This window comes from Pseudonocardia lacus, assembly GCF_018531445.1.
Lineage (GTDB): Bacteria > Actinomycetota > Actinomycetes > Mycobacteriales > Pseudonocardiaceae > Pseudonocardia > Pseudonocardia lacus.
Genome location: NZ_JAHDTH010000111.1, coordinates 13087 through 27384, shown reverse-complemented (window position 1 = coordinate 27384; position 14298 = coordinate 13087). Strand labels below are relative to the sequence as shown.

14 protein-coding genes are annotated in these 14298 nt (G+C 74.3%); 6 read left to right on the top strand and 8 right to left on the bottom strand.

Features of this window, described 5'->3' with window-relative positions; genetic code table 11:
- The 6 genes from KIK08_RS22530 to KIK08_RS22505 form a co-directional block, all read right to left on the bottom strand.
- A partial coding sequence (locus KIK08_RS22530) for a hypothetical protein (RefSeq protein WP_214405215.1) occupies positions 1 to 369 on the bottom strand: 369 nt, incomplete at its 3' end.
- A 2-nt stretch (positions 370 to 371) separates the two neighbouring features.
- Positions 372 to 1667, bottom strand: coding sequence for a DUF6745 domain-containing protein (locus tag KIK08_RS22525; RefSeq protein WP_214405214.1), 1296 nt, complete (start codon positions 1665 to 1667; stop codon positions 372 to 374).
- 75 nt (positions 1668 to 1742) lie between these two features.
- A complete protein-coding gene (locus tag KIK08_RS22520; protein ID WP_214405213.1) occupies positions 1743 to 2765 on the bottom strand; it encodes a LacI family DNA-binding transcriptional regulator in 1023 nt (340 codons plus the stop codon).
- A gap of 38 nt (positions 2766 to 2803) precedes the next feature.
- Positions 2804 to 3724, bottom strand: coding sequence for a carbohydrate ABC transporter permease (locus KIK08_RS22515; protein WP_214405212.1), 921 nt, complete (start codon positions 3722 to 3724; stop codon positions 2804 to 2806).
- Positions 3721 to 4689, bottom strand: a complete 969-nt coding sequence (locus KIK08_RS22510) for a carbohydrate ABC transporter permease (protein ID WP_214405211.1) — start codon at positions 4687 to 4689, stop codon at positions 3721 to 3723. Before KIK08_RS22510 ends, KIK08_RS22515 begins: the two co-directional genes overlap by 4 nt.
- Positions 4690 to 4760: 71 nt before the next feature.
- Positions 4761 to 6131: an ABC transporter substrate-binding protein gene (locus tag KIK08_RS22505; protein ID WP_214405210.1), complete on the bottom strand. Its 1371-nt coding sequence runs from the start codon at positions 6129 to 6131 to the stop codon at positions 4761 to 4763.
- 263 nt (positions 6132 to 6394) lie between these two features.
- Here KIK08_RS22505 and KIK08_RS22500 point away from each other — a divergent pair, with 263 nt between their 5' ends.
- A complete protein-coding gene (locus KIK08_RS22500; RefSeq protein WP_214405209.1) occupies positions 6395 to 7483 on the top strand; it encodes an ABC transporter ATP-binding protein in 1089 nt (362 codons plus the stop codon).
- Between the two features lie 69 nt (positions 7484 to 7552).
- Here KIK08_RS22500 and KIK08_RS41865 read toward each other — a convergent pair whose 3' ends face one another.
- Both KIK08_RS41865 and KIK08_RS22490 read right to left on the bottom strand, forming a co-directional pair.
- The gene (locus KIK08_RS41865; RefSeq protein ID WP_214405208.1) at positions 7553 to 8605 is read right to left on the bottom strand and encodes a GNAT family N-acetyltransferase; all 1053 of its coding nucleotides are present in this window, start codon (positions 8603 to 8605) and stop codon (positions 7553 to 7555) included.
- A 56-nt stretch (positions 8606 to 8661) separates the two neighbouring features.
- Positions 8662 to 10557 (bottom strand): S9 family peptidase, encoded by a 1896-nt coding sequence (locus KIK08_RS22490; RefSeq protein WP_214405207.1) that lies wholly within the window; start codon positions 10555 to 10557, stop codon positions 8662 to 8664.
- A 63-nt stretch (positions 10558 to 10620) separates the two neighbouring features.
- On the opposite strand from KIK08_RS22490, the gene KIK08_RS22485 reads away from it, so the two are divergent.
- From KIK08_RS22485 to KIK08_RS22465, 5 genes are read left to right on the top strand one after another with little or no spacing between them, the layout of a single operon-like run.
- The gene (locus tag KIK08_RS22485) at positions 10621 to 10986 is read left to right on the top strand and encodes a hypothetical protein (RefSeq protein ID WP_214405206.1); all 366 of its coding nucleotides are present in this window, start codon (positions 10621 to 10623) and stop codon (positions 10984 to 10986) included.
- Entirely contained in the window at positions 10983 to 11633 is a 651-nt protein-coding gene (locus KIK08_RS22480) for an HAD-IA family hydrolase (RefSeq protein WP_308257806.1), read from the top strand. The genes KIK08_RS22485 and KIK08_RS22480 overlap by 4 nt, the downstream gene beginning before the upstream one ends.
- A gap of 35 nt (positions 11634 to 11668) precedes the next feature.
- Positions 11669 to 12592, top strand: coding sequence for a hypothetical protein (locus tag KIK08_RS22475; protein WP_214405205.1), 924 nt, complete (start codon positions 11669 to 11671; stop codon positions 12590 to 12592).
- The gene (locus KIK08_RS22470) at positions 12589 to 13797 is read left to right on the top strand and encodes a hypothetical protein (RefSeq protein ID WP_214405204.1); all 1209 of its coding nucleotides are present in this window, start codon (positions 12589 to 12591) and stop codon (positions 13795 to 13797) included. The genes KIK08_RS22475 and KIK08_RS22470 overlap by 4 nt, the downstream gene beginning before the upstream one ends.
- 58 nt (positions 13798 to 13855) lie before the next feature.
- Positions 13856 to 14293, top strand: coding sequence for a DUF1707 SHOCT-like domain-containing protein (locus KIK08_RS22465; RefSeq protein ID WP_214405203.1), 438 nt, complete (start codon positions 13856 to 13858; stop codon positions 14291 to 14293).
- Positions 14294 to 14298 lie beyond the last annotated feature (5 nt).

The following is a 14298-nucleotide window of genomic DNA, read 5'->3' as shown; positions in this document are numbered from 1 at the left end:
GGTCGGGCCGGCGGCCAGCAGCCCGGGCCCGGCTGTGCGCAGCGCGGCGAGGCAGCCGGCGCGGACGCGGGCCCCGGCCGGGTGCTCCCGGAGCCGGGCGTTGAACCCCGCCAGCAGCCGGCGCGGGGTGTCGGCGCCAGCGGGTCGGGCGAGCCGGTGGCGCAGCGCCAGGTCCGCCACCAGGCCGCCGAGCGGCGAGTCCGCCCAGACCAGGACGTCCGGTCCGGGCAGCCCGACGGCGGCGTACGCGCCGCGCAGCGCGCGTTCGGCCGCGGGCCGGTCGCAGCGGTGCGTGGACTCCGCGGCGAGTCGCCAGGACCGGGCCACCTCCTCGGCCCGCTCCGCCGCGGTCGCGCCGCCGCCGGGCACGGTCAGGTCGCCCTGGCCAGGGCCGCGTACTCGGCCGGGGTGACGCCGAACGTGGCCGCGGCGGCGGACAGCGCGTCCGGGACGTCGGCCGGGACGGGCAGCCCGAACGTCCGCCTGCGCCCGTCGCGGTCGGGGCTGGCGTTGCTGACCACCAGGATCCGGGCCGGCTGGTGGTAGAGGTCGCGCAGCCGGCCGGGCAGGTCGTAGAGCCGCAGCACCTGGCCGGGGTTGCCGGGGTCCTGCTCGTCGGGCCCGACCTGGTCCAGCCCGCCCTCGGTGACGAACCGGTCCCACCCGCGGCGCTCGATGGCGCAGCGGCGGACCTCGGAGTTGCGCTCGGTCAGGATCCGGTGCGGCCCCCAGCCCTCGCCGGTGACCAGGTCGGCGGGCACCCGCGTGCCGTGCCAGGCGTGCAGGGCGTACCCGTCGGCGTAGCCCACGGCCGGGCCGTCCGGGTGGTGCAGCCTGCCCTGCTGGTCGCGGTGCAGCGCGGTGGGGCGGTCGGTGAGCACGGCGGCGCCGCGCAGCGGCCACCACCAGCCCACGGCGCGCACGGCGGTGGCCACCGCGGCCAGCCGGGGCGAGGCGGGGAGCCCGGCGATGTCCAGCGCCCGGGTGAACAGCACCAGCCAGTACACCTCCGACCAGGGCCCGAGCTGGCGACCGTGCTCCCAGGGGAACGGGCGGCCCTCCAGCTGGGTCCACAGCTGCTCGCCGAGGCGGTGCTGCAGCCGGTCCCACAGGTCGAACGCGGGCCGGTCGACCAGCTGGAACTCGATCTGGTCGCGCAGCGGCTCCCAGAGCAGCGCCCCGAGCTCGTTCCACAGCTCGGCCACGGCCCGGTCGCCCAGGCGCTGCTCCAGCCGCCCCCGGATCCGGTCGGCGAGGCGGCGCCAGAGGTGCTCGTCGGTCTGGGCGCGCATCCCGGCGGGCAGCCGGGCCCAGGCCCGGTCGTCGAGCTGGCCCCACAGCTGGTCGGTGAGCCGGTCGCGCAGGTGCGGGCCGACGCGCTCGCCGAGCTGGTCCCACAGCCCGTCCCAGACCTCGGACCACAGCCGGGTGGGCGGGGCGGTGTGGTGGCTGAGCACGACGCTGGCCAGCGTCCCGCCGAGCGGCGAGTCCATCCAGACGATGACGTCGGGGGCGTCCAGTCCGGCGGCGCGGTACGCCTGGCGGACCGCGGCCTCGGCGGTGGGGCGGTCGCAGCGCTCGGTGGACTCCGCGACGGCGATCCAGTCGTCGCGCAGGGCGACGGTGTCGGCGTACTGCCCCACGGTCAGGCGGCCGCTGTAGCTCACCCACGGCCTTCCGACGGAGGTTCACCGACGCCGCGAGCACGGGGCCGCGGCGCCGGCAAGCCTATCCGGTTCCGGTCACCCGACGGCGGTGGTGGCGGCGGGCGGCGCGGTCGTCCCGCGGACGACGAGGCTCGTGGGCACGACGAGGGCCGGTGGGTCGCGGAACGGCTCGGCCAGCCGGCGCAGGATCATCTCGGCGGCCATGACGCCCTGGGAGTACACGGGCTGGGCCACCGTGGTCAGGTCGAACAGCTCGGCCATGTCGTGGTCGTCGACGCCGACCACCGACAGGTCCTGCGGGATGCGCAGCCCGCCCTGGCGCGCGACGTAGGCCGCCCCCATCGCCATCTCGTCGGAGGCGGCGAAGACGGCGGTCGGCGGCGGGCCGGAGGCCAGCAGCGCGTCCATCGCCTCCATGCCGCCGCGGACGGTGAACCCGCCGTCGACCTCCAGGGCCGGGTCGTGCGGGACGCCGGCCGCGGCCAGCTCGCCGCGGTAGCCGGCCCGGCGCCCGGCGGAGGCGACCGGCTCGGCCGGCCCCTCCGGCTCGCTGCCGATGTAGGCGATGCGGCGGTGGCCCAGGTCGAGCAGGTGGCGCACGGCGCACCGGCCGACCCCGTCGTCGTCGATGCGGACGCTGGCCCAGCCGGGCACCTCGGCCCCGACGACGGTGACCGGGCCGCCGACGGCCGACAGCGCGGCGATCTCGTCGGGCTCCGGGTGGATGCCCACGACCAGCACGGCGTCGACCCGCTTGCGCAGCACGTTGCCGGCGAAGGCGCGGCTGCGCTCGTCGGGGTCGACGCCGAGGCTGTAGAGCAGCACGTCGTAGCCCGCCGGGCGCAGCAGCCGCTCCGCGCTGTGCACGACCGTGGCCACGAACCAGCCGTTGACCGACGGGGCCACCACGCCGATGGCCATGTTCTGCCCGCCGGCCAGGCTGGCCGCGCTCGGTGAGGGGACGTAGTGCAGCTCGGCCGCCGCCGCCAGCACGCGCTGCCGGGTCGCCTCGGACACCCGAGGCAACCCGTGCAGCGCGCGCGAGACGGTGGCGATCGAGACCCCGGCCCTGCGGGCCACGTCCCTGATGGTCGTCACCGTGGCCCCCGCACCGGGTGACTGCGCCGATCCGCTGCTCAGCCCTTGACGCTGCCCGCGAGCAGGCCGCGGACGAAGAACCGTTGCAGGCTGAGGAACACGATCAGCGGGATGATGATCGAGATGAAGGCGCCGGCGGAGAGCAGGTGCCAGTCGGAGCCGCGGGTGCCCGACAGCTCGGCGACGCGGACGGTCAGCGGGGCGACGTCGGCCGTCCCGCCGGCGAACACCAGCGCCACCAGCAGGTCGTTCCAGACCCAGAGGAACTGGAACACGCCGAACGCGGCGATGGCCGGCTTCATCAGCGGCAGCATGATCGTGCCGAAGATGCGCACGTGTCCGGCCCCGTCGACGCGGGCCGCCTCGACCAGCTCCGCCGGGATCTCCCGCATCGAGTTGTGCAGCAGGTAGATGGCCAGCGGCAGGGCGAACGTGGAGTGCGCGATCCACACCGTCCAGAACGTGTTGTTCAGGCCGGTGCCGACGAAGATCTCCAGCAGCGGCAGCAGCGCCACCTGCAGCGGGACCACCTGCAGGGCGAAGATCGCGACGAAGAGCGTGTCGCGGAACGGGAACTTCACCCAGGCGAACGCGTAGGCCGCGATGCAGGCCAGCACGATCGGGATGATCACCGCCGGCAGCGTGATGATGATCGAGTTGACGAAGTAGTTGATCAGCGGCTGCTGACCCTCGAACAGCACCTCGTTGTAGTTCTCCAAGGTGAACTGCGGGTCGGTGAAGAACGTCCACCAACCGGTGCGCTTGACCGCGCGCTCCGGCCGGAACGACGAGAGGAGCAGCCCGAACGTCGGCAGCGTCCAGAGCACCGCGATGACGATCGCGGCCAGTGACGCCCACGGCGAGCTCAGCCGCTTCTTGGCCTCGGCCGACTTCGTGGTGGCCGCCGTGGTGATGCTGGTGGCCGGCTTGCCGGCGGGCGCGCTCTCCAGGATCGTCATCGGGCGTCCACCTTCCGCATCTGCCGGACGTTGTAGATCACGATCGGCACCACGAGGATGAACAGGATCATCGCCAGCGAGGACCCGATGCCGATGTTGAACAGCCGGAAGCTCTGCGAGTAGAACTCGTTGGCCACGACGCTGGTGCCGAACTGCCCGCCGGTCATCGTGCGGACGATGTCGAACACCTTCAGCACCCCGATGCTGATCGTGGTCAGCACGACGACCACGGCCGGGCGGATGCTGGGCAGGGTGATGTAGAAGAACATGCGCATCCCGCCGACGCCGTCGAGGCGGGCCGCCTCCATGATGTCGTCCGGGATGGCCTTGATCGCCGCGGACAGGATCGTCATCGCGAACCCGGCCTGGATCCAGATCATCACCACGATGAGCAGCAGGTTGTTCCAGAACGGGATGAGCAGCAGGTTCACCGGCTCGAACCCGAGCCAGACCAGCAGCTGGTTGACCAGCCCGATCTGCTGGATGTTCTGCTGGTTGGGCCGGTACTCGTAGACGAACTTCCAGATGATCGAGGCGCCGACGAACGAGATCGCCATCGGCAGGAAGATCAGCGCCTTGGCGAACGACTCGGCGCGGGCGCGGTCGACGAGCACGGCGTAGACGAGCCCGACGGCGGTGGCCACGAGCGGGGTGAAGATGACCCACAGGAACGTGTTGCGCAGCACGATCAGCAGCTCGGGCTGGGTGAAGATGCGCGCGTAGTTGTCGATCCCGACGAAGTTGCTGGCGCCGGCGTCGAAGAACGACTGGTAGGCGGTGCGCAGCGCGGGGTAGATCAGTCCGACCAGGAGCAGCAGCACGGCGGGGCCGATGAACGCGAAGCCCTGCCAGCGCTCGGCGCTCTTCCCCCTGACCCGGTCGGCGATGAACAGCACGAGGGCCAGCACCAGGGCGAAGAACGCCACGGCGACCACGAGCTGGATGATCTTGTCAGTGATGGTCATGCGGTCTCACCTCCGGGCACGGGAGAGAGACCGGGGGCGGGCGGCGACAGCCGCCCGCCCCCGGTGCGGGGCTACGACTGGGCGGGCCAGGACTGCTCGATGAAGGTGAGCACGTCGGTGGTGCTCTTACCGGTGATCCAGTCCGTCATGCCGGTCCAGAAGGCGGCCGAGCCGATCTCCGCGGGCATCAGGTCGGAGCCGTCGAACTTGAAGACGTTCGAGTCGTCCTGCAGGATCTCCACCGAGAGCTTGTCCACGGAGCTGGCCACGTTGGCCGCGTCCAGACCGGTGTTGGCGCTGATCCAGCCGCCCTCCGGGGTCGCCTTCGCCTTCTCGTTCGCCCACTCCGGCGAGGACAGGAACGCCTGGAACGCCTGCACCTCGGGGCGGTCGGAGAACGCCGCCACGAACTCGGCGCCGACCAGGATCGGGGTGGAGCCGCTGGTGTTGATCGGCGGCAGCGCGAACGCGTAGACCTCGCCGTTCTCCGAGACGTCGGTGCCCTCGGGGAAGTTGGCCGCGTAGAAGTTGGCCTGGCGGTGCATGTAGCAGGTCTCGTCGAGGATCGGCAGGCCGCCGTCCTGGAACGTGGTGGTGGCGATGGAGGAGACGTCGCCGAGGCCGCCGTTGACGTAGGCCGGGTTCTTCAGGATCTCGCCGATGCGGTCCAGCGCCGTCGCGACCTGCGGGTCGTTGAACGGGATCTGGTGGGCGACCCACTGGTCGTAGACGTCCGGCCCGGCGGTGCGGAGCATGACGTCCTCGAGCCAGTCGGTGAGCGGCCAGCCGGTGGCCTCACCGGAGTTGATGCCCGCGCACCACGGCTTGCCGCCGTCGGCGACGATCCGGTCGGACAGGGCGACCATCTCGTCCCAGGTCTTCGGGATCTGGTAGCCCTTGGCCGCGAAGGCCTGCGGGCTGAACCAGACGAACGACTTGACGTTGGCGCCCAGCGGGGCCGCGTAGAGGGTGCCGTCGACCGAGCCGGCGGACTTGAACGTCTCCGAGAAGTACTGGTCGACGTTCGCCGAGACGGCCTGCGGGGCCGGCTTCACCGCGCCGGTCTGCTTGACCAGCGTCTGCAGCAGGCCGGGCTGCGGGATGTAGGCGACGTCCGGCGGGTTGCCGGACTGGATGCGGACCGGCAGCTGCGCCTCGAACTCCTTGGAGCCCTCGTAGACGACCTTGGCGCCGGTGCACTCCTCGAACTTCTTGTAGGAGTCGATGTGCGGCGTGTCCTCGGGCGAGACGATCGAGGTGTAGAGGCTGATCTGCTTGCCGCTGAGGTCGCCGTACTGCGTGTAGGCCTCGCAGTCGGCGCCGCCGGCGGCGCCGCCGGTCTGGCCGCCGCCCGCGACGTTGGAGCCACCGCACCCGGCGAGCACGAGGCTCACTCCGAGCGCGGCGCTGACCAGGGCGGGAACCCGCCCTCGCCGTGTCATTGCAGACATTCGGACTCTCCGCTCCGATGGGGGACCACGGGGTTCTGCTCCGCCCGTGGATGTGAGATCCGCAATAGGAAAGCGTTTACGCAGGTCTCGGTGCAACATCAGCCGGCAACGATCCCGTAACAGCTACCATAAAGTAACTTAAGGGTGACCCTCAGTAGTGTCACTGGCCGTGAGCTGCCTCGACGTGGCAGGCTGCGCGTGCTACCCCCACTCGGATCGTCCGGCACGTTCCTGCCGGTGGAAGGAGCACAGCCATGGCCGCTGTGACCTATGACAGCGCGAGCCGGATCTACCCCGGCTCCACCCGCCCCGCCGTCGACTCGCTCGACCTGCAGATCGAGGACGGCGAGTTCCTCGTCCTGGTCGGTCCCTCCGGATGCGGCAAGTCGACCTCCCTGCGGATGCTCGCGGGGCTGGAGGACATCGACAAGGGCTCGATCCACATCGGCGGCCGCGACGTCACCCGCGTCCCCCCGAAGGACCGCGACATCGCGATGGTCTTCCAGAACTACGCGCTGTACCCGCACATGACCGTCGCGGAGAACATGGGCTTCGCGCTCAAGATCGCCGGCCAGCCCAAGTCGGAGATCCAGAAGCGGGTCGCCGACGCGGCCAAGATCCTCGACCTGGAGCAGTACCTCGACCGCCGCCCCAAGGCGCTGTCCGGCGGCCAGCGCCAGCGCGTCGCCATGGGCCGCGCGATCGTGCGCCAGCCGCAGGTGTTCTGCATGGACGAGCCGCTGTCCAACCTGGACGCGAAGCTGCGCGTCTCCACCCGCACCCAGATCGCCTCGCTGCAGCGCAGGCTGGCCATCACCACCGTCTACGTCACCCACGACCAGGTCGAGGCCATGACGATGGGCGACCGGGTCGCCGTGCTCAAGGACGGCATCCTGCAGCAGGTCGACACGCCCCGGCACATGTACGACCGGCCGGCCAACGTGTTCGTCGCCGGCTTCATCGGCTCGCCCGCGATGAACCTGCTCAGCGTCGACCTCGACGGCGACGTGCTGCACTTCGGCGGCGCCGACATCCAGGTGCCCCGCCAGGCCGCCGACGCCGTGGGCTCCACCCGCAACGTCACCGTCGGTGTTCGCCCCGAGGACATGGACGCCGTCCCCGAGGGCCAGGGCCTGGCCACCGAGGTCGACGTCGTCGAGGAACTCGGCGCCGACGCCTACGTCTACGGCACCACCGAGGTCGGTGGCGAGCGCCGGCAGGTCATCGCCCGCGTCGACGGGCGCACCCCGCCGGCCAAGGGCGAGATCCTGCACCTGGCCCCGCGCCAGGGCCACCTGCACATGTTCGCCGGCGACAGCGGCGAGCGCATCGACCTGAACTGACCCCCGGGGATCCGGTTCAGGAAAGCCACGATGCTGCCCGTAGGGGGCAGCATCGTGGCTTTCCTGAACTCAGGGGACCGGGGTCGGGAGGGCGGCGCGGAGGCGGACGGTCCCGTCGACGATCTCGGCCGACGGGCGCAGCCCGGCCCGGCGCAGCAGCCGGGTGACGCCCAGGTCGTCCGGGCGGGCGATGCCGGTCAGCTCGACCATGTCCAGCTCGACGGCCGCGTCGGCGGCCCGGCGCAGCAACGCGGTGCCCAGCCCCCTGCCCTGCCAGGCGTCCTCCACCAGCACGGCGACCCGACCGGTGGTCGCCGGGCCGGCGGGCTCCGGGTCGAGGTTGGCCAGGCCGACCGCGCTGCCGCCGTCCGCCGTCACCGCCAGCACGACGCTGCCGGGCGGTCGGCCCGCGCCGGCGCCGAGCAGCTCGTCGAGCTGGTCGTCGGGCAGCCGGGGCGCCGGGCTCAGGAACCGGGAGCGGCGGGTCTCCGGGGCGCAGCGCGCGTGCAGCGCGGCCACCAGCAGCCGGTCGTCCGGGCCCGCGGCGCGCATGCGGACCTCCGAGCCGTCGCGCAGCAGCAGGATCCGCTCGGCGTCGTCGGCGCGGGCGGGCGCGCGCATCGCCAGCTGGGCGGCCAGCTCCAGCAGGGCGGCGGCGCGGGACAGCTCGGTGGCCGTGAACGGCCAGCCGCGGCCCAGCCGCAGCTGGCGGGCGCCCACCCGCAGCGTGTGCGCGTGACCCTCGACGTCGGTCGCGGCCGGGTCGACCAGCCGGGCGCGCAGCAGCGTCGCGACCGCACGCGGGGCGCTGCCCGGGTCGGCGGCGACCATCCGGGCCAGCGCGAGCGCCGTGGTGGTCGGGTCGGACAGCTCGGTGGCGTCGGCCCGCACGAGCAGCGTGCACGGGATGCCCGCCGCGGTGATCTCGTCGACCAGGGTCGCCGGGTCGGCCAGGTCCGGGACCTTGACCAGCAGCTCGTCGGTGACCGAGCCGTCGTCGGCCGGTTCGCCGACCACGTGCAACGAGATGATGTTGCAGCCGGCGGCCCCCACCGCCGTGGCCAGCTCACCCAGCCGGCCGGGGATGTCCTCCAGCTCCACGTGCACACGCCAGAGCGCCACGTGCTCCCACCTCCTCGGGGTGACACCCAGCGTCGTCGGGCCGTGTTTCCGCGGTGCTACGACGGGATGACGTTGGCCGCGACGGGTGTGGGCCGCGCGACGCCGTCGCCGATCGTGCCGCCCTCGATCGCCCGCCGGGCGAAGCCGACCTCCGTGGCGATGTGGGCGATCGTCTGCTCGACGACCATGCTGCCGTGGCCGGCGTCGAAGCGGGTGACCTCGAAGGGCAGGTCGCCGCGCGCCGCCAGCGCGTCCAGGTAGTTGTCGACCTGGCGGATCGGGCAGCGCGGGTCGTTCTCCCCGGCCAGCACCAGCACCGGCGCCCGCACCCGGTCGACGTAGGTCAGCGGCGACGCCGCCCGGTACAGCTCGGGCCGCTCCCGCGGCGACCCGCCGAACAGCGCCCGGTCGAACGCCCGCAGCTGCTCCATCTCGTCGGCGTAGGCGGTCAGGTAGTCGGCCACCGGCACCCCGGCGATCCCGGCCGCCCACAGCTGCGGCTGCGTGCCCACCGCCAGCAGCGCCAGGTAGCCGCCCCACGACCAGCCCTCGACCACGCAGCGCCGCGGGTCGACCAGGCCGTCGGCGACGCACCGGTCGAGCACCGCGGCCACGTCGGCCAGCTCCGTGGAGCCCGGGCGGCCCTCGATGGCGTCGCGCCAGGCCGAGCCGTAGCCGGTCGAGCCCCGGTAGTTGACCTCGACGACCACGAACCCGGCGTCCACCCAGGTGGCCCGCACCGCGCTGAACCGGTCCTCGTCGGCCGCGTGCGGGCCGCCGTGCAGGCAGAACACCGCCGGCGGAGGCGGGTCGCCCGCGTCCCGCGCCGGCGCGGCGACCAGCGCGTGCACCGGTCCGCCCGGCCCGTCCGCCCACAGGTCGCGGACCGGGGCCGAGCCGGGCGCCGCCGGTCCGGGTGGCGCCAGCAGCACCGCGTCGGTGCCGTCGGGCGACAGCGCCCGCACCGACGCCGGGTGCGCGGCCGACGAGCACGTGTACTCGACGGTGCCGTCCGGGCGGACCTCGGCGTCGCCGATGCAGCCCGGCGCCACCGGCAGCTCGGTCAGCCCACCGGTCGCCAGATCGAAGCGGTGCAGCCGGGTCCGGGCCGCGTGGGTGTGCCAGACCAGCAGCGCCGCGCCGTCGGGGGTGAACTCGGCGTACAGCTCGCCGGGCAGCGCGATCGGCAGTTCGGTCTCCGCGCCCGTCGCCACGTCCCAGAGCAGCAGCTCCTCGCGCCCCCGGCGCTCGTGCACGACCAGCAGCCGCGTGTCGCCGGCGATCGGCGCGAACGACAGGGGGGACAGGCCCTTGCCCGGGCCGTCGGACTTCTCGGCCACCGCGGCGCCGTCGGCGACCCGCAGCACCCGCACGTCGGGGTGGCGGGAGTCGCCGTGCTCGGAGTGGCTGATCGCCAGCAGCTCCTCGTCCTCGGACAGCGCGCCCACCCCGGCGTCCTCGGGGTGGGAGTAGACGACCTCGGCCGGGCCGTCGCCGCGACGCACCCAGATGCGGGTGCCGTCGTCGGTCGAGGTGCCCACCGCGACCACCCGGCGCCCGATCTCCAGCCCGGCGCCGTAGCCGTCCTCGACGCCGGGCAGCGCGGGCTCCACCGGCCCCGCGCCGGCCGCGAACGGCTCGCGCACCCAGTGCCCGTACTCGTCGCCGTCGCTGTCGGCGAACCACCACACCCACTCGCCGTCCGGGGGCAGCTCGGCGTGCCCGGTGCCGCTGCGCCGGTCGGTGACCCTGCGGTGCGCATCGGTGGCGCGGTCCCACGCGTAGACCTCGGTCGTGCCGCTGGCCGTCGAGGTGTAGACGGAGCGGTCCGGGGCGTCGCGGGCCCACCGCGGGCGGCTGGTGCGCACCGCGGTGAACCGGGCCCGCCAGCGCTGCTCGCGCTCGTCGGCGAAGAGCCGGTCGGGGACGGGGGCCTCGGGGTGGTCGGTCACGGCCCGAGTATGTCGTGGGCGAGAATCACGGCCATACCCATCACACGAGCCATGACACGAGCCATGACACGCCACGTCCTCCTGCTCGGCCTGGCGCTCGCCCTCGCGCTGGTCGGCTGCTCGTCGCCGGCCCCGTCGGCGGTGCCGGCGCCCGTCGCGCCCGACGGCGCACTGCGCGTCGAGGTCGCGTTCGCCGGCGGCGCGGTCACCGGGGGCGTCGTCCGGTACGCGGTGCCGGTCGGCTCGACGGTCGAGCTCGTGGTCACCAGCGACGTCGCCGACGAGGTCCACCTGCACGGCTACGACCGCTCCGGCTTCGTCACCGCCGGCGCCAGCACCTCGATCCGGCTGGTCGCCGACCTGCCCGGCGTCTTCGAGGCCGAGCTGGAGCAGCGCGCCGTCCCGCTCGCCGAGCTCCAGGTCGGGTGAGCCCCGTGGAGGGCATCGACGCCGTCCTGCTCGACATGGACGGCACGCTCGTCGACTCCGACGCCGCCGTCGAGCGGGCGTGGATCAGCTGGTCCGCCGAGTACGGCGTCGACCCGGCCGCCGCGCTGGCCATCGCCCACGGCCGCCCCGCCGCCGCCACGGTCCGCGACCTGCGCCCCGACCTCGACGCCGCCGCCACGACCGCGGCGGCCGCCCGCCAGCTGGCCCTGCAGTACGACGACCTCGCCGACGTCGTCCCGATCGCCGGGCTGGCCGAGCTGATGGCCGCCCTCGACCGGCTCGCCCTGCCCTGGGCCGTCGTGACCAGCGCCGACCGCAGGCTCACCGCCGCCCGGCTGGGCGCGGCCGGCGTCCCGCCACCCCCGGTGCTGGTGACCGCGGAGGACATCACCGCCGGCAAGCCCGACCCCGAGGGCTACCTGGCGGCCGCGGCGCTGCTCGGCGTCGACCCCGCCCGGTGCCTGGTCGTGGAGGACGCCGAGGCCGGCGTGCTGGCCGGGCGGGCCGCGGGCGCGCGCGTCGCCGCGCTCAAGGGCGTGCCGGGCGACCTGGCCGTCGCCGACCTGGCCGACCTCGCCGGCCACCTGCTCGACGGTCGGGCGCGGAGACCGAGGTCGGAACCCTGACACCCGCGCACGGCCACCGCTCGTAGGGTTGGGGCGTGGGGGTCGGGCGGGTCGTCGGGGTGGTCGCGGTCGTCGCCGGGCTCGTCGTGCTCCTGCTGCCGGCCACCGCCGCGCCGGCCGGGGCGCACGCGGGTGGGCTGTCGTCGTCGAGCAGCGAGGCCGTCGTGCTCGCCGTGCGACCCCCGGTCCCGGGGCTCGACGTGCGGGCCGTCGAGTTCGGGGCGCGGCTGCGGGTGGACAACGGCACCGGCTCGACGGTCGTCGTCGAACCCGTGCCCGGGTCGGTCGTCTCCGGGCTGCCCACCGTCGCACCGGGCGGCACCGCGTCCTGGGCCGACCCGCGGATCACCGCGGCCGCCGCGGCGGAACGGCCCGCCGGCGACGTCTCGACGTGGGCGGTGCCGCTGCTCGTCGACGACCGGCCCGTCACCGTGCACGGCGAGCAGCGCTGGCCACCACCCCCGCCGGCCGGGCTGTGGTGGGCCGCGGCCGCGCTGGCGATGCTCGTGCCCGCGGTCGCCGGGGTGCTCGGCGCCGGGCGCCGCTGGGGGCGGTACGCGCTGGCCGGCGCGACCGCCGTGGTGATCGCGGCGCACCTGCTGCACGTCCTGGGCTCGGCCGGGGTGCCCCAGGACCAGCCCTACGCCCTCATGCTGCTCAGCGCGGCCGGGTACGCGCTGCTCGGCTGGCCGCTCGGCGCCATCGGGGCGTGGCAGACGCTGCGGGGCAGCGCCGTCGGGCCGCTGCTGTGCTGCGCCGCGGGCGGGCTGTTCGCCGTGGTCATCGCCCCGATCGACGCGTTCACGCTGGTCGACGCCGTGGTGCCGTTCTCGTGGGGCGCCGACCTCGACCGCGCGCTGGTCGCGCTGACCCTCGGCGGCGGGCTCGGCGTCGTGGTCGCCGGGGTGGCCGCGCTGCGCCGCGGGCAGTTGCCGGCCCCGACCGCCGACGCCCCGTGATCCCCGCGCACGGCATCGGTGGCGTCGAAGGGCTCCCGCTCGACGGCGAGCTCGTGCTGCAGACCGGCGGCGTGGTCGTGCTGATGTCGTTCCTGGCCGTCGCACTGCTGTGGCGCACGCCCCGGTTCAGCGGTCCGGTCGGCGGGCGCGCGCTGCCCGAGGTCCCGCCGGGCGTCCGGCTCGGGGTGCGGGCGGTGCTGCTCGTGCTGGCCGGCTACGTCGTCGCGGTCGGCTTCCTCGGTCCGCAGGACCCCGACGCCAACCCGGCCCCGCGCGCGCTCTACGTGCTGCTGTGGGTGGGTGTCGTGCCGGCGTCGCTGCTGCTCGGGCCGGTGTGGCGGGTGGCGAACCCGCTGCGGCTGCTGGCCGAAATCGTCGCCGCCGCGCTGCGGCGCACCACCCCCGCCCCGCTGCCCGCGCGCCTCGGCTACTGGCCCGGCGCGGCATGGCTGCTGGCGTTCGTCTGGCTGGAGCTGGTCCCGACCGGACGCGACACCCCGGCCGTCGTCGCGGGCGCGCTCCTCGGCTACGCCGTTGCCCAGGTGGCGGCCGGAGTCCGGTACGGGCCGGAGTGGTTCGCCCGCGGTGACGCCTTCGAGGTCTACTCGACCCTCACCGCCGCGCTGTCGCCGTTCGGCCGCCTCGACGACGGCCGCCCGGGCCTGCGCAACCCCTTCCGCGGGCTGGCCGCGGTACCGGTCGAGCCGGGCCTCGTGGCGTTCCTGGCGGTGTGGTGGGGCTCCACCGTGTTCGACGGCCTCACCGGCTGGACCGGCTGGCGGGCGCTGGCCCTGCCGGCCGCGCTCGACACCGCCGTCCTGGTGGCGACCGCCCTGGTCGTGGGGGTGCTCTACCGGCTGGCGACCGGCCGGCTCGGTGGCCGGCTCGCCAGCACGCTGGTCCCCATCGCCGCCGGCTACACCGTCGCGCACTACGCCACGCTGCTGCTCGTCGAGGGCCCGCGCGGGCTCGCCCAGCTGACCGGCCAGCCGCTCGGCGCGGTCACCGCCGTGCCCGCCCCCGGCCTGCTCGCCGGCATCCAGATCGGCGCGGTGCTCGTCGGGCACGTGGTGGCGGTGGTGGCCGCGCACGACCGCAGCGTCGAGCTGCTGCCCGTCGAGCGCAGGCTCGCCGACCAGGTGCCGCTCGTGCTGCTGATGGTCGCCTACACGATGGCCGGGCTGTTCCTGCTGGTCATCTCCTGATCCCGAGATCCGTCGAACGGCGGACGGCCGGCCCCCGCGGCCGTGACATCATCGCGCCGTGAACGAGCCGGTGCGCCCCGAGGACATGCGCATCTCCGACGCCGACCGGGAGCGCGTCCAGGACCAGCTCAAGCGGGCGCACGACGCCGGCCAGCTCGACCTGCACGAGTTCGACGAGCGGGCCAAGGCGGTGTGGGAGTCGCGCACCCGCGGCCAGCTCGCCAGGGTCACCGCCGACCTGCCGAACCTCCCCGCGCCGCGCGCCGCGGGAGAGCGCCGACCGGTGTTCTCCGACACCGGCGGCGGCATCGCGATGCGGGTGCTGACCATCGTCTTCGCCAGCCTCGCCCTGGTGAACCTGACCATCTGGGGGATCATCTCGGTCACCACCGGGCTGTTCATCCACCCCTGGTGGCTCTACGTGGCGCTGCCCCCCGCGGTCGTGCTCGGCGTGCTCTACGCCGCCGGGATCGGCCGGCCACCGCGCGAGAGGTGATCCAC